Here is a 19,127-nt window from a genome sequence, read left to right as displayed (position 1 = left end):
GGGCGAATGATGGGCATTGCGCCCATTTTTTTTTGGTTCGCCCAATCCGCATGCATGCCGTCCTTGCGCGGCGCGCCGGTCGGGGTGACGGGCAGGCAAGCAGGCTGCGAAGCCGTCTTCAAAAGAAAGGCGGCAGTGCCGGTGGGCTGGGTCTGCCACGGTATTGATGGCCATTATTCGGGAATACAGTGCATCTGGCAGATTTGATCGAAACCACCCTGAACGGCATGGGGTACGAGCTGGTTGAGCTCGAGCGCGCTCCGGGCGGATTGATGCGCGTCTATATCGATCAGCCTGAAACCGGGATTGTCATCGAGGATTGCGAGAAGGTAAGCCGTCAGCTTACCCACGTGCTCACGGTCGAGAATATCGACTACGAGCGTCTCGAAGTGTCCTCGCCGGGGCTGGACCGGCCGCTCAAGAAACTGGCTGACTACGTCCGCTTTGCGGGCCAGGAAGCCAGGGTCACGCTGCGCCTCCCGGTCGACGGCCAGAAGAACTTCGTCGGCATCCTGCAGGCACCCACCGGCGAGCCGGGGGCGGAGCAGATCGGCCTGGAGTTCGACGGCAAGGACGGCACGGCACTGCTGGAATTCGCCATATCCGATGTCGATCGCGCACGCCTGGTGCCGGTGATCGACTTCAAAGGAAATCAGAAAAAAGGGAACAAGCAATGAGCCGCGAAGTTCTGTTGCTCGTCGATGCRCTTGCGCGTGAGAAGAACGTCGACAAGGATGTGGTATTCGGTGCGCTSGARGCGGCACTCGCYTCGGCAACCAAGAAGCGCTTCGAGGAAGACGTGGATATCCGTGTCTCCATCGATCGTGAATCCGGCGAGCATGAAACGTTCCGCCGCTGGCTCGTGGTCCCCGATGAACAGGGTCTGCAGGAGCCGGACAAGCAGATCCTGATGTTCGAAGCGCGCGAGCAGAGCGCCGACATCGAGCTCGACGAGTTCATCGAAGAGCAGATCGAGTCGGTCGAGTTCGGCCGTATCGGCGCGCAGGCCGCCAAGCAGGTGATCCTGCAGAAGATCCGTGACGCCGAGCGCGAGCAGATCCTCAACGATTACCTCGACCGCGGCGAAAAGGTCATGACCGGCACCGTCAAGCGGGCCGACAAGAAGGGCCTGATCGTGGAATCCGGCCGCGTGGAAGCGCTGCTGGCCCGCGACCAGATCATCCCGAAGGAAAATCTGCGCACCGGCGACCGCGTCCGCGCCTATATTCTGAACGTGGACCGCACCGCGCGCGGGCCCCAGATCGAGCTCTCGCGCACTGCGCCCGAGTTCCTGATCAAGCTSTTCGAGAACGAAGTGCCGGARATGGAACARGGCCTGCTGGAGATCAAGGCGGCTGCCCGYGACCCWGGCGTGCGCGCSAAGATCGCCGTGGTGGCGCATGACAAGCGCATCGAYCCCATCGGCACTTGTGTCGGTGTGCGCGGCACGCGGGTGACCGCGGTGCGCAACGAGATCGGCGGCGAGGCGGTTGATATCGTACTGTGGTCGGAAGATCCGGCGCAGTTCGTGATCGGCGCGCTGGCGCCGGCGCAGGTACAGTCCATCGTGGTGGACGAGGAAAAGCACAGCATGGACGTGGTGGTGGACGAGGAAAATCTCGCCGTCTCCATCGGACGCAGCGGGCAGAACGTACGCCTGGCGTCCGAACTGACCGGCTGGCAGATCAACATCATGACGCAGGAAGAATCGGCGCAGAAGCAGGCCGAGGAAAGCGACGTGGTGCGCAAGTTGTTCATGGCCAAGCTGGACGTGGACGAGGAAGTGGCCGACATCCTGATCGACGAAGGATTCTCCACGCTGGAAGAAGTGGCCTATGTGCCCATCAGCGAGATGCTGGAGATCGATGCCTTCGACGAAGACACCGTCAACGAGTTGCGCAACCGCGCACGCGATGCACTCCTGACGATGGAACTGGCCCGGGAAGAAAAGGTGGAAGAGGTGTCGCAGGACCTGCGCTCCCTCGACGGCCTGACCCCGGAACTGATCGGCAAGCTGGCCGAAGGCAGTATCCATACGCGTGACGAACTCGCCGAACTGGCAGTCGACGAACTGGTCGAGATGGTCGGCCTGGGCGAAGAAGAGGCCCGCGCGTTGATCATGAAAGCACGGGAACATTGGTTTAACTGAGGGACACGCTCAACCAGATTGACTGAGCGCGTATTCCGCACACGACTGTCCCGACGTATAAACCGAGCATTGAAAGGGTTTGAATGGCAAGCACAACAGTTGCCCAACTGGCCGCAGAACTGAGCCGCAGCGCAGCTGCCCTGCTGGAACAATTGCAGGCAGCTGGGGTGGGCAAGGTGACGCCTGAAGACATCATCACCGAATCCGACAAGACCAGGTTGCTGGACTACCTCAAGCGTTCGCACGGTCAGGCCGACGACAGCTCGCGCAAGAAGATCACGCTGACCAAGCGTGAGACTTCCGAGATCCGGCAGGCTGATTCCACCGGCAAGACGCGTACGGTACAGGTCGAGGTGCGCAAGAAGCGTGTCCTGATCAAGCGTGACGAGGCGGCTCCCGAGGGCGCAGCCGATGGCCACGACGCCGCCGACGTTCAGGTCGATGCGGCCGAGCAGGCGCGCCAGGATGAGGAAGCCCGTCAGCAGGCAGAACTGCTAGCGCGCCAGGAAGCCGAGCTGAAGGCCCGCCAGGAGGYGGCCGAACGCGAGGAAGCCGAACGCCGCGCCAAGCAGGAAGCACTTGAGGCCGAGGAGCGCCGCCAGGCTGAACTCGCCGCCCGCAAGGCGGAAGAGGAAGCTGCCGCGCTACGCGCTGCGGCCGCCACGGCTGCGCCCGAAGACGACGATTCGCGCAAGAAGGCCGAGGACGACAAGAATCGCCTGGCCGCCGAACGCGCCGCCGCACAGAAGGCCGCCGACGAAGCCAAGCAGGCTGCCGACAAGGCGCGTGCCGAGCAGGACGCAGCGCGCAAGCGCCGCGAGGCTGCCGAGGCCGAGGCCCGTGCCATTCAGCAGATGCTGAATGCGCCGGCGCGCGTGCTCAAGGCGCCGTCCGAACGCAAGGCCGAGGAAAAGAAGGCCGAGCAGACCGGCACGCTGCACAAGCCGGTCAAGGCGCCTGGCACCGAGGTCAAGAAGGAAGACAAGAAGCCCGCCACCACGGCAACCGCCACCACCACGGTCGACAAGAAGACCGGCAAGGTGGTCAAGGCCGGCACTTCCTCGACCTGGCAGGACGAAGGCTCGAAGAAGAAGGGCAGCGGCCTGAAGACACGCGGCGATTCGTCGGGTGGCGTGGGCGGCTGGCGCGGTGGTCCGCGCGGCCGTGGCAATCGCCACCAGCAGGACGATCGCGGCACCAACTTCCAGGCGCCGACGGAACCGGTGGTGCGCGAAGTGCACGTTCCCGAAACCATTTCGGTGGCGGATCTCGCCCACAAGATGGCCGTCAAGGCATCCGAGGTCATCAAGCAGATGATGAAACTCGGCCAGATGGTGACCATCAACCAGGTGCTGGACCAGGAAACCGCCATGATCGTGGTGGAAGAAATGGGCCACAAGGCGTTTGCCGCCAAGCTGGACGATCCGGAAGCGCTGCTGGTGGTGGGCGGCGAGGAACACACCGACGCCGAGCAACTGCCGCGCCCGCCGGTGGTGACCGTGATGGGTCACGTCGACCACGGCAAGACCTCGCTGCTGGACTACATCCGTCGCGCAAAGGTCGCGGCTGGCGAAGCCGGCGGCATTACGCAGCATATCGGTGCCTACCATGTGGAAACCGAGCGCGGCGTGATCACCTTCCTCGACACCCCGGGTCACGAGGCCTTCACGGCCATGCGTGCACGCGGTGCCAAGGCGACCGACATTGTCATCCTGGTGGTGGCCGCGGACGACGGCGTGATGCCGCAGACCAAGGAAGCCATCGCCCACGCCAAGGCGGCGGGCGTGCCCATCGTGGTGGCGATCAACAAGATCGACAAGCCCGAAGCCAACCCGGACCGCGTCAAGCAGGAACTGGTGGCCGAGCAGGTGCTGCCGGAAGAATACGGCGGTGACTCGCCGTTCGTGCCGGTGTCCGCCAAGACCGGCACCGGCATCGACGACCTGCTCGAGCAAGTGCTGCTGCAGGCCGAAGTGCTGGAACTGAAGGCACCGGTGGATGCCCCGGCCAAGGGCCTGGTGGTGGAAGCCCAGCTCGACAAGGGCAAGGGCCCGATCGCGACCATCCTGGTCACCAGCGGCACGCTCAAGCGTGGCGACGTGGTGCTGGCTGGCAGCGCTTACGGCCGCGTGCGCGCCATGYTGGACGAAACCGGCAAGCCGACCAAGGAAGCGGGTCCCTCGATTCCGGTCGAGATCCAGGGCCTGTCCGAAGTGCCGGCCGCCGGTGAAGAAGTGCTGGTGCTGCCCGACGAGCGCAAGGCGCGCGAAATCGCGCTGTTCCGCCAGGGCAAGTTCCGCGACGTCAAGCTGGCCAAGCAGCAGGCGGCCAAGCTGGAGACCATGCTGGAGCAGATGAGCGAAGGCGAAGTACAGACGCTGCCGCTGATCGTGAAGGCCGACGTGCAGGGTTCGCAGGAAGCGCTGGTGCAGTCCCTGCAGAAGCTCTCCACCGACGAAGTGCGCGTGCAGATCGTGCACGGCGGCGTGGGCGGCATCTCGGAGTCGGACGTCAACCTGGCCACGGCCTCGAAGGCGGTCATCATCGGCTTCAACGTGCGTGCCGATGCCGGCGCGCGCAAGCTGGCCGAGAACAACGGCATCGACATCCGCTACTACAACATCATTTACGATGCGGTAGACGAGATCAAGGCGGCGATGTCGGGCATGCTGGCTCCGGAAAAGCGCGAAGTCACGCTCGGTACGGTCGAGGTGCGCCAGGTGTTCCGCGTGCCGAAGATCGGTGCGGTGGCCGGTTGTATGGTCACCGATGGCCTGGTCAAGCGTACCGCCCTGGTACGGGTGCTGCGCAACAACGTGGTCATCCATACCGGCGAGCTCGATTCGCTCAAGCGCTTCAAGGACGACGTCAAGGAAGTCAAGCAAGGCTTCGAATGCGGTCTGTCGATCAAGAACTTCAACGACGTTCAGGAAGGCGACCAGCTCGAGGTTTATGAAATCACCGAGGTGGCGCGCACGCTGTAAGCCCCAACCCGGGGTGGGGCCCCCCGCGGCCGTCTCGATAAAACCGCATTGAATGGCCAAGAAAGGCAATATCTCCTCTCGCAATCTCCGGATTTCCGACCAGATCCAGCGTGACCTGGCCGCGATGATCGCGCGCGAGTTGCGCGATCCCCGCCTGGGGCTCGTCACGCTGCAGTCGGTCACCCTGACGCCCGACTACGCGCATGCCAAGGTGTACTTCACCGTGCTTGGCGCCGATGCCGCAGTCGCGCAGGGCATCCTCAACGAAAAGGCCGGCTACCTGCATTCGCTGCTGTTCAAGCAACTGCATATCCATACCGTGCCGACGCTGCACTTCCATCACGACACCTCGGTCGAACAAGCCATCGAGATGTCCAAGCTGATCAGCGAAGCCAACTCGACGCGCGCGAAAGAAGACTGAAGAAAGCGGCCCGTCATTGCGGGCCGTTTTTTCATCCTCCGTGCTTCCGTCTGTCTGCCTGGCCGTTTCCCTCGCCCGTCTTTCCCCCCTCATGACCGATCCGAAAACCAATCGCCCGCCCCGGCAACCGCGCCGCGAGGTGCACGGCGTGCTGCTGCTCGACAAGCCGCTGGGCCTGTCGTCCAACGATGCGCTGGTGCGCGCCAAGCGCATGCTGCGCGCGCTCAAGGCTGGGCATACCGGCACGCTCGACCCGCTCGCCACCGGCCTGCTGCCGCTGTGCTTCGGCGAGGCCACCAAGTTCTCGCAGGACCTGCTCGAGGCCGACAAGACCTATGAGGCCGAGGTGCGCCTGGGCATCCGCACCGCCACCGGCGATGCGGAAGGCGAGGTGATCGCCGAGCGCGAGGTGGCGTGTGACACCGAGGCACTGCGCGTGGCGATCGCGCGCTTCACCGGCGAGATCGAGCAGGTGCCGCCCATGCACTCGGCGCTCAAGAAGGACGGCCGCCCGCTGTACGAATACGCGCGCGCCGGCCAGACCGTGGAGCGGGCGGCGCGCCGCGTCACCATCCATGAGATCACGCTGCTCGGCTGCGGCCTGCCCGCGGCGCCCACCTTCACCATGCGGGTGACCTGCAGCAAGGGCACCTATATCCGCACGCTGGCCGAGGATATCGGCGAAGCGCTGGGCTGCGGCGCGCACCTCACGGGGCTGCGCCGCACGGCGGTGGGCGACCTGAGCCTGGATGGCGCGGTCACGCTCGAGCAGATCGACGCGCATGACGATGCCGCGCGCCCGGCGATGCTGGCCCCGGTCGATGCGCTGCTGCAGCGCTGCGCGCCGGTGCGGCTCGAGGAAGCCGCGATGGGCCGCTTCCTGCAAGGCCAGCGTATCGCGCAGCGCGACCTGCCGGCCGGCACCGAACTGGCGGAAGGCGAACTCGCCCGCATCTATGGCGGCGAGCCGGAGCGCCTGCTTGGCGTGGCGCGCATGCGGGAAGGGGCGTTGCGGCCGGAGCGGCTGGTCAAGCTCTGAGCGGGTCGTGACCCGGCAGCGCGCGGGAAGCAAAAAAAGCCGATGCCAGTGATGGCATCGGCTTTTTTATCGGCTTATGTGTCCGGCGAGCCTGGTGGCGGCTCCTAGTGCGCCCCGGCCGCGGAGGCATCCATATCGCCTCCCTTCTTCGGCTTGGTCAGCCAGACAAAGCCGATCAGCACGAAGAACAACACGCCCGAGATCCAGAAGATGTCGTTGGCGCCGAGCATGGCCGCCTGCTGCGTGATGCCGCGCTCGATGAAGCCGTTGGCCTGGGCCTCGGTCATGCCCATCTGCACCAGGTGTTCGAGCTGCGCCCTATAGGCCGGGTTGAACGGATTGATCTGCTCGACCAGTTGCGCGTGATGCRGCGCGGAGCGGTTCTCCCAGATGGTGGTCGAGATCGACGCGCCGATCGCGCCGAAGGTGATCCGCACGAAGTTCGACACGCCCGAGGCCGACGGCATCTTCTCCGGCGGCTGGCCCGACAGGATGATCGAGGTCAGCGGGATGAAGAACATCGCCATGGCCGCGCCCTGGATCAGGGTGGGGATCATCAGCGAGCGGGTATCGACCTGCAGGGTGAAGCCCGAGCGCATCAGGCTGACCACGCCGAAGGTGATGAAGGCCAGCGTGGCGACCCAGCGCGCGTCCATCCTGGGCAGGTTCTTGCCGATGAGCGGCGACAGCAGGATGGCAAAGATGCCCACCGGCGCCATCACGATGCCGGCGTCGGTCGCGGTATAGCCGACGATGGTCTGCAGCCACAGCGGCAGGATCACCAGGTTGCCGAAGAACAGCCCGTAGGCCACCGAGATCGCCACCACGCCGGCGCTGAAGTTGCGCCCCTTGAACAGGTAGATGTCGACGATGGGATGCTTCTCGTAGCGTCCAGTTCCTTGCCCTTGTCGAGCATCAGCTGCATCGAGCCGACCCAGATCACCAGCAGCGTCAGCCCGATGCGGTCGATCGGCAGGATCTTGGTGGGGGTTTCGCGGTCGCGGTAGATCGCCCAGGTGGCATAGGCCGCGCCGAGCCCGACCGGGATATTGATATAGAAGATCCACGGCCAGGTCATGTTGTCGGAGATCCAGCCGCCCAGCAGCGGGCCCATGATGGGCGCCACCAGCGTGGTCATGCCCCATAGCGCGAGCGCCATGGTGCTCTTCTGCGGCGGATAGCTCGACAGCAGCAGCGCTTGCGACAGCGGGATCATCGGCCCGGCCACCGCGCCCTGCAGTACGCGCGCGGCCAGCAGGACTTCCAGGTTGGGCGCCACGCCGCACAGCCACGAGGACAGCACGAACAGCAGGATCGAGGTGATGAACAGCCGTACCGCGCCGAAGCGGGTGGTCATCCATCCGGTCAGCGGCACGGAGATCGCGTTGGCCACGGCGAACGAGGTGATCACCCAGGTGCCCTGGTTGGGCGCCACGCCGAGGTCGCCGGAGATGGCCGGGATCGACACGTTGGCGATGGACGAGTCCAGCACGTTCATGAACGTGGCCAGCGACAGCGCGATGGTGCCGATCACCAGCTTTCCGCCCGTCAGCGGCGCAGGCGCGGCGGGGCGCGCCGCGGGCCCGCGCGGGCCCGGTGCGGCGCTGTCGCGCACGGGGAGGGAAGTMGCCATGTTCAGGTGCTGGCAGGCTTGGCGGCCGGCGCCGAGACCGGTGCCGCCATCGGCTCGGCGCCTTGGCGGCCACCGTTGTTCAGGGAGATGATGCGGGCGATCAGCGCGTCGGCGTCCTGGCCGACCTTCTCATACACGTCGGTCTGCATCGGCCGTGCCACGGTGGCCTGCGCCATCGTCGCGCCTTCTTCCTTGCGCACGTCGACCGTCACGTTCATCGACAGCCCCACGCGCAGCGGATGATCCTTGAGCTGCTTCGCGTCCAGCGCGATGCGCACCGGCAGGCGCTGTACCACCTTGATCCAGTTGCCGGTGGCGTTCTGCGCGGGCAGCAGCGAGAAGGCCGAGCCGGTGCCGGCCGAGAAGCCTTCGACCTTGCCTTCGTACTCGACCTTGGAGCCGTACAGGTCGGCTTCGAGCTTGACCGGCTGGCCCACGCGCATATGCGTGATCTGCACTTCCTTGAAGTTGGCGTCGACCCACACCTGCTCCAGCGGCACCACCGCCATCAGCGGCGCGCCGGGGGCCACGCGCTGGCCGACCTGCACCGAGCGCTTGGCCACGTAGCCGGTCACCGGCGCCGGCAGGGTGGAGCGTGCGAAGGCCAGATAGGCGGAGCGCAGGTTGGCGGCGGCGCGCTGCACGTTGGGGTGCTTTTCCACCGTGGTCTGGTCGGTCAGCACCTTGTTGGAGGCGAGCTGCTCGCGCGTGGACGACAGCGCTGACAGGGCCGCCTGCAGCGCGGTCTGCGCATGCGAGATTTCCTCGCCCGAGACCGCGCCGGAACCGGCAATGGCCTCGCGGCGCTTGAGGTCTTCGCGTGCCTTGGCCACGTCGGCTTCGCGCATCGCCACGTTGGCCGCCAGCGAGCCGTTGTTGACGTAGAGCGTGCGCACTTCGCGCACGGCCTGCGCCAGCTGCGCCTCGGCTTGCTCCAGATTCACCTGCGAGTCGGCGCGGTCGAGCTGGATCAGGGGCTGGCCGGCGGTGACCAGCTGGGTGTCGTCGGCCGCGATCGAGATCACGGTGCCGCCCACCAGCGGCGTGACCTGCACCACGTTGCCGGCGACATAGGCGTCGTCCGTGCTTTCGAAGTGCCGTGCGTACAGGCCCCAGTAGATGCCGTAGGCCACGCCTGCCACCACCACCGCGGCGGTCAGGGAAAGCAGCAGGCGCTTGCGCTTGCCATTGTTGTTGACGGAAGCCGCCGGGGAGGCGGGAGTCTGGGCCGCTTGCTTGTTGTCGCTCATGATCGTCTTGTATGAATGCTGTCGGTACTGTGCGGACGCCGTGGTCCGGGCTGCTCCTGTGCGCCGGCTCGGCTAGCCGCGCGCGCCTTCGGGCTTTTGCGCGGCCGCGCCTTCGCCCTGCTCCTGGTAGCCGCCGCCGAGCGCCTTCATCAGGCCCATCTGCAGGTCCAGGCGGCGGGCCTGCAGGTCGGTGGCCAGGCGGCGCTGCTGCAGCACATTGCTTTCGGCGTTGAGCACCGTGAGCTGCGTGCCCAGTCCGGCCTTGTAGCGGATGGTCGAGAGCGAGTAGGCGCGCTCGGCCAGGCTGAGCGCTTCGCGCTGCGCGCTGATCTGCGTATCCACGCTGCGGATGCTGGCCACGGTATCGGCGGTCTCGCGCAGTGCGTCGATCAGGGCCTGGTTGTAGTTGGCTACGGCGAGATCGTATTGCGCGTACTTGCCCTTGAGGTTGGCGCGCAGCCTGCCGCCCTCGAAGATCGGCAGGGTGACGGCCGGGCCGATGCCGAAGGTGCGGCTGATGCTCATCAGCAGGTTGGACGGGTCCAGCGAGGCCACGCCTGCAAAGGCGGTCAGGCTGACTGCCGGCAGGAACTCGGCCTTCGCGACGGCGATATCCTTGCTCGATGCTTCCACGCGCCAGCGCGCGGCCACCAGGTCGGGGCGGCGTCCGAGCAGGTCGATGGTGAGGTTGTCCGGCAGTTGCGGCGTGGCGTGCGCCAGCACGGTGGGTTGCTGGATCGCCAGGCCGCGGTCCGGGCCCTTGCCCAGCAGCGCGGCGATCTGGTTGCGCGCGAGCGCGATGTCTTCGTCCACGCGCAGCAGGTCGGTCTGCGCCGAGGCCACGGTGCCGCGCGCCTGGGTGGTTTCCACCTGGGTGTCGAGGCCCGCGCGCAGGCGGTCGGTGGACAGTTGCGTGAGGTCGCGGCGCTGGGCGATCGCGCGCTCGGCCACGTCGCGCTGCGCGTACWGCGCGGCCAGGCGGGCATAGGTGCGCGCCACGGCCGTGGTCAGGATCAGGCGCGMGGCCTGRCTCTCGGCYTCCRTGGCGCGGTCGTCSGASAGCGCRGCTTCCAGCGCGGCGCGGTTCTTGCCCCAGAAGTCGAAGTCATACGAGAGGCCGGCCTGCAGGCGCGACTGGTTCTGCCACGATCCGGCCAGCCGCGTGCCGGCGAACAGGTCGGTCTCCGAGAAGCGCTGGCGCACCAGGCTGCCTTCGAAGTCCACATGCGGGTAAAGTGCGCTACGGGTGGCATCGGCCATCGCGCGGGACGCTTCCACGCGCGCAAAGGCAGCCTGCAGGCTGGGGCTGTCCTTGACCGCCTCGTCGACGAGCCCGCGCAGTTGCGCATCGTTGAACTGGTCGACCCAGTCGAGCGTGGGCCACTGGCCATGCTCGCCCGGCAAGACCTGGGCGCTGGCGAGGGAGGTGGGATCGGTGACGGTCTGCGTGCTGTGCGAATTGCCAAAGGCGGCGCAGCCGGCCAGGACCGCGGCGGCCAGCGCGCTCAGCGCCAGCGCGCCGGTGCGGCGGCCGGCCGCGCGCGCGCGCGGCGACAGTGCGGAAAAGGAGGAGGGTGCTTGGTTCATCTCGGTGCCCTGCGAGAGAGCGTCAATGTTGCTTTTATCGTGGAAGAACGTGAATCGAGCCGGCGTGAGAGCCTGACCGTGGCTCGCCTGCGCCGCGCCTACCCGCTGTTGTTGCCGATGATCCGGTGCAGCATCGAGCGGAAGGTCTGCAGTTCCGCTTCCGAGAAATCCCGGAAATGCCGGTTCAGCACGCGGCAGTAGATGCCCGGCAGCGCTTCGAGCAGCGCCCGCCCGCTGGGGGTGATCGATACATCCACCACGCGGCGGTCGGCGTCGCTGCGCTGGCGCTCGATCAGGCCGCGCTTTTCCATGCGGCCGAGCAGGCGCGTGACCGAGCCCATGTCGGTGCTGAGTTCGCGGCCCAGGTCCGTGACCGTGTTGCCGCGCCCGGCCGCCAGCATCATCAGGCAGGTGGCCTGCGCATGGGTGATGTCCAGGCCGTTGACCTCCTGCTCGACCTCGTGCGCGAGCACGCTCTTGGCGCGCGCAAGCAGGTAGCCCATGCTTTCGCCCATGCGGTATTCGGCCGGGTCGAAAGGGTGGGTATCGAAGGAGGCGGGGTGATTCTGGAGGTCGGGCCGGTTCTGCTCGGACATGTCTGGCAGGTGCTTGTCGCTGCAATGTTTGCCGTGACAACTATATGTTCACGGTTATCAAATCGCAAGGTTGGCAATTTGCTATTGCGATATTCGCAACAATCGTGGTTTGCGGACGCTTTGTCTCCTGCGCACCACCTGACGGGGAATACCAACGTCGGACTCGGGTTTTGCGCCGCAACATGCTATAATCTCGGGTTATCTTTTGATGCTCAGCCCCACAAGCGAGACGCTGCAATGACCCGCGCCATCCGCAATATCGCCATCATCGCCCACGTCGATCATGGCAAGACCACTCTGGTCGACCAACTCCTGCGCCAGGCAGGGACCTTCCGCGACAACCAGCAAATGGTCGAGCGCGTGATGGATTCGAACGACATCGAAAAGGAACGCGGGATCACCATCCTGGCGAAGAATTGCGCTGTCGAATACGACGGCACCCACATCAATATCGTCGATACCCCCGGCCACGCCGACTTCGGCGGTGAGGTGGAGCGCGTGCTGTCGATGGTCGACGGCGTGCTGCTGCTGGTCGATGCCGTCGAAGGCCCGATGCCGCAGACGCGCTTCGTGACGCGCAAGGCGCTGGCGCTGGGCCTCAAGCCCATCGTGGTGATCAACAAGGTCGACCGCCCCGGCGCGCGTCCGGAATGGGTGATCAACCAGACTTTCGACCTGTTCGACAAGCTCGGCGCCACCGACGAGCAGCTCGACTTCCCGGTGATCTACGCATCCGGCCTGAACGGCTATGCCGGCCTGACCGACGATGTGCGCGAAGGCGACATGAAGCCGCTGTTCGAGACCGTGCTGGCCAAGGTGCCGGTGCGCGACGACAACCCGGACGGTCCGCTGCAGCTGCAGATCATCTCGCTGGACTACTCCAGCTATGTCGGCAAGATCGGCGTCGGCCGCATCTCGCGCGGCCGTGCGCGCGCGCTGCAGGACGTGGTGGTCAAGTTCGGTCCCGAGGGCAACCCGATCAAGGGCCGCATMAACCAGGTGCTGAAGTTCCAGGGTCTCGAGCGCGAGATCGTGCCCGAAGCCGAAGCCGGCGACATCGTGCTGATCAACGGTATCGAAGAACTGGGTATCGGCTGCACGGTGTGCTCGCCGGACGCCCAGGACGCGCTGCCGATGCTGAAGGTGGACGAGCCCACGCTGACCATGAACTTCTGCGTCAACACCTCGCCGCTGGCGGGCCGTGAAGGCAAGTTCGTGACCAGCCGCCAGCTGCGCGAGCGCCTGGACCGCGAGCTGAAGTCGAACGTGGCCCTGCGCGTGCAGGAAACCGGCGACGACACCATCTTCGAAGTGTCGGGCCGCGGCGAGCTGCACCTGACCATCCTGCTGGAAAACATGCGCCGCGAAGGCTACGAGCTGGCCGTGTCCCGTCCGCGCGTGGTGTTCAAGGAAATCGACGGCGTCAAGCACGAGCCGTATGAACTGCTGACCGTGGACGTCGAAGACGGCCACCAGGGCAGCGTGATGGAAGAGCTGGGCCGCCGCAAGGGCGAACTGCTCGACATGGCGTCGGACGGCAAGGGCCGCACCCGCCTGGAATACCGCGTTCCGGCCCGTGGCCTGATCGGCTTCCAGGGCGAGTTCCTGACGCTGACGCGCGGCACCGGCCTGATCAGCCACATCTTCGACGACTACGCGCCGCTGCGCGAAGGCGGCCTGGGTGAGCGCCACAACGGCGTGCTGATCTCGCAGGACGACGGCGACGCCGTGGCCTACGCGTTGTGGAAGCTGCAGGACCGCGGCCGCATGTTCGTCAAGCCGGGCGATGCGCTGTACGAAGGCATGATCATCGGCATCCATAGCCGCGACAACGACCTGGTCGTGAACCCGATCAAGGGCAAGCAGCTCACCAACGTGCGTGCCTCGGGTACCGACGAAGCCGTGCGCCTGGTCACGCCGATCCAGATGTCGCTGGAATACGCGGTGGAATTCATCTCCGACGACGAGCTGGTCGAAATCACGCCGAAGAGCATCCGCCTGCGCAAGCGCCACCTGAAGGAGCACGAACGCAAGCGTGCTTCGCGCGAAAGCGTCTGAGCGCCTTCGCCGCAGCTTTGCCGCAACAAAAAACCGCGCCTCGAGCGCGGTTTTTTGTTGTCCGGCGTCAGCCCGCGCGATAAGGCTCAGGCGTCGGAGCCCCGTTCGCCGGCCAGCGCCCCGGCGCCTCGCGCCGGACCGGTCGCCACAGCCTCGCGCGGGTTGCGCCATTCGGGCGGCATCCACAGGTGGCGCGGGTCGCGGTGGCGCCATGCATCGGCGAACATGTCGCGCCATTCGTGGAAGGTCAGGGTGATCGGATTGTGGCTGGCGATGCGGCGCGTGATGCCGTAGTCGGGCGCGTCCTCCTCCGGCACGAACGACCCGAACAGGCGGTCCCACACGGTCAGCACGCCGGCATAGTTGCGGTCGATGTACTGCGGGTTCCTGGCGTGGTGCACACGGTGGACCGAGGGTGTGTTGAGCAGCCATTCGATGCGATGCCAGCGCCTGCCCAGGCGCGTATGGACGAAGAACTGGAAGGCCAGGTTCAGCCCTACCGCCAGGATCACCCAGTCTGGCGTGAAGCCGATCAGCGCCAGCGGGATCCAGAACAGCCACATGCCGGAGAGCGGGTAGGTCAGGCTCTGGCGGAAGGCGGTCGAGAAATTCATGCCTTCCGATGAGTGGTGCGTGACATGCGAAGCCCACATCCAGCGCACGCGGTGGCTGGCGCGGTGGAACCAGTAGTAGAGGAAATCCTGCAACAGCAGCAGGAGCAGGAAGGACCACCACGTCTGCGGCACCGCCTGCAGCCCGTGCTGGTAGCACCAGCCATAGACGGTACGCACCATCAGCCACAGGAAGAACGCATCCGACGCCTGGTGCATCAGCGCCAGCGCCGCGTTCGAGGCGCTGTCGCGCAGGCTGTAGACGGACGGGTCGCGCCGCACCCAGTACCAGGCTTCCGCCCCGATGGTGAGCAGGAACACCGGCGCAAACGCCAGCAGGATCAGGCCGGGATCGATGGTCGACTGTGTCATCCGTCAAGTGTTGCCGGTTTCGGGCGTTTTTTCCTGGAGGGCATCCTCTATACGCTCGTCCGGTGCCTTCGCGGACGCCGGCGAGCGGGCCGTGCGGGGACAGCATACGCCTCTCTTCGGCACCTGCGGCAGTCGGCACCCGTCCTCCCGATTGCTGACGATTCTGCAGGACTGAATATCTCCGCGCGCGGATTCAGGAACGACCGCGAGCGCCGTTGATAGCAGGGCGGCTGGATTCGGGGCGCACAAGGGGCCGCGCCCAGGGGCGCACCCAGGGCCGCACGCAGCGCCGGACACGAGCGCAAGCCAGCCGCGCCAGAGCCAGATCACAACGGGGAGCCATCATGTTTCGCAACACTTCCATCGGATCCAGATTGTGGATCCTTACCATCGTCGCCAATGCGCTGCTGCTGATTGTCGGCAGCGTGGGCTGGCTGGGCATGTCCCGCAGCAACGACGCCACGCGGCAGATCTACCAGCACCAGCTTGCCGCCGCGGTCAGCCTGGCCGAGGCGCGCTCCAACCAGTTGCTGGTGCGCGTGCTGCTGGACCAGGCCACCTTCGCCACCGACCCCGCCGATGCGCGCGCCCGCGCCGCCCTGGCCGAAGGCTTCGCGCGCCAGTCCGACGTGGCCTGGAAGGCTTACCTGGCGCTGCCGCGCGCCGCCGGCGAGGCCAAGGCCGCCGACGATGTCGCGGCCAAGCGCGAGGCGCTGTTTGGCCAGGGCGTGTCACCGATGGTCGCCGCGCTGCAGCGCGGCGACCGCGAAGCCGTGATGGGCTTCGTGCTCGATACCATTCCCAGGCTCGATATTGCCTTCACTGCCGTCAACACGGAGCTGGGCAAGCTGCAGCTCGCCAGCGCGCAGGCGGTCTACCAGGAATCGCAGGACCGCTACATCATGCTGCGCACCCTGTCGCTCGGCGCGCTGGCGCTGGGATTGTGCTTCAGCACGGTGGTGGCCTGGCGCCTGCGCCGCTCCATCGTCGGGCCGCTGGACGTCGCCGTGGCGCGCTTCGAGCGGATGGCCGCCGGCGATTTCTCCGCGGGCCGTGCGGCGCACGCCGATGCCCACGCGCAGGACGAGCGCAGCGAGACCGGCCGCATGCTTGCGGTGCTGGGCCGCATGCAGGCCAGCCTGGCCACGATGGTGGCCGAGGTGCGCGGTGGCGCGGATGCCATCGCGGCGGCCAGCAGGCAGATCGCCAGCGGCAACGGCGATCTCTCGCAGCGCACCGAGCAGCAGGCGGCTTCGCTGGAGGAGACGGCCTCCAGCATGGAAGAACTCACCGGCACCGTGCGCCAGAACGCCGACAGCGCGCGCGAGGCGAACGCGCTGGCCAGCGATGCCACGGGCCTGGCCGAGCGCGGCAGCGCAGCGGTGGCGCGCGTGGTGGACACCATGCAGGCCATCGACGCCAGCGCCAACAAGATCGTCGACATCATCGACGTGATCGAGAAAATCGCTTTCCAGACCAATATCCTCGCGCTCAACGCCGCGGTGGAAGCCGCGCGCGCGGGCGAGCACGGCCGCGGCTTCGCGGTGGTGGCCGGCGACGTGCGCGATCTCTCGCAGCGCTGCGCGGGGGCCTCGAAGGAGATCCGCGCGCTGATCGGCGATTCGGTGTCGCGCGTGCGTGCCGGCGGCGAACTGGTGGGCCAGGCGGGGCAGGTGATGGAGGAGATGGTGGGGGCGGTGCGGCGCGTGAGCGGCATCATGGGCGGCATCAGCGCAGCCTCCGACGAACAGTCGCGCGGTATCGAGCAGGTCAACCAGGCGGTCGCGCAGATGGATGGCATGACCCAGCAGAACGCCGCGCTGGTCGAGCAGGCGGCGGCGGCCGCGGCGTCGCTCGATGACCAGGCGCAGCGGCTGACCGGCCTGATGGCGGCTTTCCGCGTGGCCTGAACGCGGCGCAAAGCGCCTGGTGCGGCACGCCCGCGCACCCCTGCTGGTGTAAAGTCGAGGGTTGCATTCGTGGAGATAGAGACAATGACAGACCTGGTCACCAGCGAGATCCGGGGCGGCATCGGCTACCTGACGCTGAACCGCCCGCAAGCGCTCAACGCGCTTTCGCTCGAGATGATTCGCGCCATCACCGGGGCGCTCAACGCATGGGCCGTGGCGCCCGAAGTCGCGGCCGTGGTGATCGCCGGCGCGGGCGGCAAGGCCTTCTGCGCGGGCGGCGACATCCGCTTCTTCCACAAGGCAGCGCTGGCCGGCGACACCACGCTCGACCAGTTCTTCGTCGAGGAATACGCGCTCAACCACCTGATCCACCGCTATGCCAAGCCCTATATCGCGCTGATGGACGGCGTGGTGATGGGCGGCGGCATGGGCATCTCGCAGGGCGCGCGCCGCCGCCTGGTGACCGAGCGGACCAAGATGGCGATGCCGGAAACCAATATCGGACTGTTCCCCGACGTGGGCGGCGGCTGGTTCCTGTCGCGCACGCCAGGCCGCATCGGCGAATACCTGGGCCTGACCGGCGCGATGATCCATGCCGCGGACGCATTGCATGCCGGCCTGGCCGACGCCTACCTGCCCGGCAACGCCCTGGCCGAACTGGTCGACACGCTGCGCGCGCGCCAGTTCGCCGACGGCGACGCCGTGCTGGCCTGCATCGATGCCGCCACCGCCGCGCACCGCGACGCATGCCAGCCGGACCGGAGCCAGCTCGCATCGCTGCAAGACGACATCGACCGCCTGTTCGCCGGCGCGTCGGTGAGCGATATCGTGGCAGCGGTGAGCGACGCCGGCACCGACTGGGCCGCGCAGACCGCCGCCATGCTGCGCAGCCGCTCGCCGCTGATGCTCAACGTCACGCTCGAGCAGGTCCGCCGTGCCCGCACCATGACGCTGGAGGACGAACTGCGCATGGAGCTGGACATGATGTACTACGTGTTCCGCCACGGCGACGGCGTGGAAGGCATCCGCGCGCTGGCGGTCGACAAGGACCACGCGCCCAAGTGGCAGCCGCCGCGCCTGGACGAAGTGCAGCGCGATCGCGTGCGCGCCTTCTTCGACAGCCCGTGGGCGCATGGCGAGCATCCGCTCGCGGCGCTGTAGCAGGGCGCCGGGCGGTTCCTTTTCGCGCAATTGGATTAGAGTGACGACTGGACCCGCCGCGGGCATGCCGTGCTGCCTGCGGCCTCCGGGTCCGACCAGCATCACTCCGACACCATCATGCCGTGAACGTGAAAGGAATCGCGATGAGCAATCCCCGTGATGTAGCCGTACTGGTAGGCAGCCTGCGCAAGGAGTCCTTCAATCGCAAGCTGGCCGTCGCGCTGGCCGCGATGGCGCCCGCAGGGCTCAAGCTCGAGATCGTGGAGATCGGCCAGTTGCCGCTCTACAACCAGGATGAAGACACCAGCCCGCCCGCGCCATGGGTGGCATTCCGTGACCGCATCCGCCGCGCCGACGCCGTGCTGTTCGTCACGCCGGAATACAACCGCTCGGTGCCGGCGGCGCTCAAGAATGCGATCGACGTGGGCTCGCGCCCCTATGGGCAGAGCGTCTGGGACGGCAAGCCGGGCGGCGTGATCAGTGCCTCGCCGGGTGCCGTGGGCGGCTTCGGCGCCAACCACCACCTGCGCCAGTCGCTGGTGTTCCTCAACATACCGGTACTGCAGCAGCCCGAGGTCTATCTCAGCGGTGTCGACAAGCTGTTCGACGCGCAGGGCGGCATTGCCAATGAATACACGCGCGGCCTCCTCGGCAAGTTCCTGGACACGTTCGCGGGCTGGATCGAGCGCAACGCGCCGCGCTGAGCGCCGGCGGCGCGCGACATGCAATGCTGCCGCGCAAATGCTGACGCCCGCTGCCGACGGGGCAGCGGGCGGGAGGGCAGGTTATCGCTGCCTTGCGCTCTTCGTTCTACTTGCCGCGCTTGATGTCCCCGGCCGGCCGCACGTGCGCGGCTGCCAGCGGCTGGCCTGGAAAGCCCCCCGGATAGCTGATGACGCGCAGGCTCGCCCCGGCCCTGCGCACCGGCCATGCATGACCGGCGCGGGTTCTCGCGCCGCCTGTGATCGCCGCCATGGCTTCCCTGTCGAGATCCACGTTGTCCGGCAAATCCTTGATGACGATAACGGCCATGACTTCCTCCTGCAGGGTGCGAAGGCCGGCTGGGCCGGCCTTCGCCGGACGGAGCAGCCTTGCGGCCGCGGCACCGTCCTGGTCAGTATAGGCCACGGGTGCTGCCTCCGCGGCCGCGGGCATCGCTCAGACCTTGGCGTGGGTAGCAGCCCATTGCGAAGGATTGACATCGATTGCCAGTCCGAGGCCGGAGCCGATCACGCCGACGTTGTTGAGCGTGTTGACGTTGATGCTCTGCAGCTGGGCGATGTTCTGGTTGACGTTGACATTGACGTTGGCCACCGGGCCCAGTCCCTGCATCCAGGTGTTGGCGCCGCCGCGCAC

The 19,127-nt window shown here is 66.7% G+C and carries 17 protein-coding genes and 1 pseudogene; 10 read left to right on the top strand and 8 right to left on the bottom strand.

Annotation, left to right across the window (positions count from 1 at the left end; all coding sequences use genetic code 11):
• The first annotated feature begins 6 nt into the window (after positions 1-6).
• The 6 genes from AC1DO7_RS24230 to truB all read left to right on the top strand — a co-directional run bounded on the left by AC1DO7_RS24230 (position 7) and on the right by truB (position 6,593).
• Positions 7-207 (top strand): hypothetical protein, encoded by a 201-nt coding sequence (locus tag AC1DO7_RS24230; RefSeq protein ID WP_441623890.1) that lies wholly within the window; start codon positions 7-9, stop codon positions 205-207.
• Positions 189-677 (top strand): ribosome maturation factor RimP, encoded by a 489-nt coding sequence (gene rimP, locus AC1DO7_RS24225; protein ID WP_441623888.1) that lies wholly within the window; start codon positions 189-191, stop codon positions 675-677. Before AC1DO7_RS24230 ends, rimP begins: the two co-directional genes overlap by 19 nt.
• Positions 674-2,149 carry a transcription termination factor NusA gene (nusA, locus tag AC1DO7_RS24220; protein ID WP_441623886.1) on the top strand — a complete coding sequence of 492 codons (1,476 nt, stop codon included), beginning with the start codon at positions 674-676 and terminating at the stop codon, positions 2,147-2,149. The genes rimP and nusA overlap by 4 nt, the downstream gene beginning before the upstream one ends.
• Before the next feature lie 83 nt (positions 2,150-2,232).
• Complete coding sequence (gene infB / locus AC1DO7_RS24215) at positions 2,233-5,133, top strand: translation initiation factor IF-2 (RefSeq protein ID WP_477116650.1); 2,901 nt, start codon at positions 2,233-2,235, stop codon at positions 5,131-5,133.
• 52 nt (positions 5,134-5,185) lie between these two features.
• Positions 5,186-5,554, top strand: coding sequence for a 30S ribosome-binding factor RbfA (rbfA, locus tag AC1DO7_RS24210; protein ID WP_441623884.1), 369 nt, complete (start codon positions 5,186-5,188; stop codon positions 5,552-5,554).
• Between the two features lie 91 nt (positions 5,555-5,645).
• Positions 5,646-6,593 carry a tRNA pseudouridine(55) synthase TruB gene (gene truB, locus AC1DO7_RS24205; RefSeq protein WP_441623882.1) on the top strand — a complete coding sequence of 316 codons (948 nt, stop codon included), beginning with the start codon at positions 5,646-5,648 and terminating at the stop codon, positions 6,591-6,593.
• A 104-nt stretch (positions 6,594-6,697) separates the two neighbouring features.
• On the opposite strand, the gene AC1DO7_RS24200 is transcribed toward truB, so the two are convergent.
• The 5 genes and pseudogenes from AC1DO7_RS24200 to AC1DO7_RS24180 all read right to left on the bottom strand — a co-directional run bounded on the left by AC1DO7_RS24200 (position 6,698) and on the right by AC1DO7_RS24180 (position 11,659).
• Positions 6,698-7,531, bottom strand: a complete 834-nt coding sequence (locus AC1DO7_RS24200; protein ID WP_477116656.1) for an MFS transporter — start codon at positions 7,529-7,531, stop codon at positions 6,698-6,700.
• A pseudogene (locus AC1DO7_RS24195) lies at positions 7,531-8,091 on the bottom strand (DHA2 family efflux MFS transporter permease subunit); the annotation flags it as partial. The pseudogene AC1DO7_RS24195 and the gene AC1DO7_RS24200, both read right to left, overlap by 1 nt.
• A 137-nt stretch (positions 8,092-8,228) precedes the next feature.
• The gene (locus tag AC1DO7_RS24190) at positions 8,229-9,476 is read right to left on the bottom strand and encodes an HlyD family secretion protein (RefSeq protein ID WP_441623878.1); all 1,248 of its coding nucleotides are present in this window, start codon (positions 9,474-9,476) and stop codon (positions 8,229-8,231) included.
• Between the two features lie 72 nt (positions 9,477-9,548).
• Entirely contained in the window at positions 9,549-11,063 is a 1,515-nt protein-coding gene (locus tag AC1DO7_RS24185) for an efflux transporter outer membrane subunit (RefSeq protein ID WP_477116649.1), read from the bottom strand.
• 98 nt (positions 11,064-11,161) lie between these two features.
• Entirely contained in the window at positions 11,162-11,659 is a 498-nt protein-coding gene (locus AC1DO7_RS24180) for a MarR family winged helix-turn-helix transcriptional regulator (protein ID WP_441623874.1), read from the bottom strand.
• Between the two features lie 237 nt (positions 11,660-11,896).
• Between AC1DO7_RS24180 and typA the strand changes: the two genes are divergently transcribed.
• On the top strand, positions 11,897-13,717 hold the full coding sequence (gene typA / locus AC1DO7_RS24175) for a translational GTPase TypA (RefSeq protein ID WP_441623873.1): 1,821 nt from the start codon (positions 11,897-11,899) through the stop codon (positions 13,715-13,717).
• Between the two features lie 86 nt (positions 13,718-13,803).
• Here typA and AC1DO7_RS24170 read toward each other — a convergent pair whose 3' ends face one another.
• Positions 13,804-14,700, bottom strand: coding sequence for a sterol desaturase family protein (locus AC1DO7_RS24170; protein ID WP_441623871.1), 897 nt, complete (start codon positions 14,698-14,700; stop codon positions 13,804-13,806).
• A 344-nt stretch (positions 14,701-15,044) separates the two neighbouring features.
• Between AC1DO7_RS24170 and AC1DO7_RS24165 the strand changes: the two genes are divergently transcribed.
• From AC1DO7_RS24165 to AC1DO7_RS24155, 3 genes are all read left to right on the top strand, one after another.
• Complete coding sequence (locus AC1DO7_RS24165) at positions 15,045-16,610, top strand: methyl-accepting chemotaxis protein (RefSeq protein ID WP_441623870.1); 1,566 nt, start codon at positions 15,045-15,047, stop codon at positions 16,608-16,610.
• An 84-nt stretch (positions 16,611-16,694) separates the two neighbouring features.
• Positions 16,695-17,771, top strand: coding sequence for an enoyl-CoA hydratase/isomerase family protein (locus AC1DO7_RS24160; protein WP_441623868.1), 1,077 nt, complete (start codon positions 16,695-16,697; stop codon positions 17,769-17,771).
• A gap of 143 nt (positions 17,772-17,914) precedes the next feature.
• On the top strand, positions 17,915-18,475 hold the full coding sequence (locus AC1DO7_RS24155) for an NADPH-dependent FMN reductase (RefSeq protein WP_441623866.1): 561 nt from the start codon (positions 17,915-17,917) through the stop codon (positions 18,473-18,475).
• Between the two features lie 106 nt (positions 18,476-18,581).
• On the opposite strand, the gene AC1DO7_RS24150 is transcribed toward AC1DO7_RS24155, so the two are convergent.
• Complete coding sequence (locus tag AC1DO7_RS24150) at positions 18,582-18,803, bottom strand: hypothetical protein (RefSeq protein WP_441623865.1); 222 nt, start codon at positions 18,801-18,803, stop codon at positions 18,582-18,584.
• 126 nt (positions 18,804-18,929) lie between these two features.
• Positions 18,930-19,127: hypothetical protein (locus AC1DO7_RS24145; protein WP_441623863.1), on the bottom strand; the 198-nt coding region annotated here is incomplete at its 5' end.

The organism is Cupriavidus sp. 05N40 (assembly GCF_056397305.1).
Note: the sequence above shows the minus strand (reverse complement) of the source record. Positions and strands in the feature narration are given on the sequence as shown.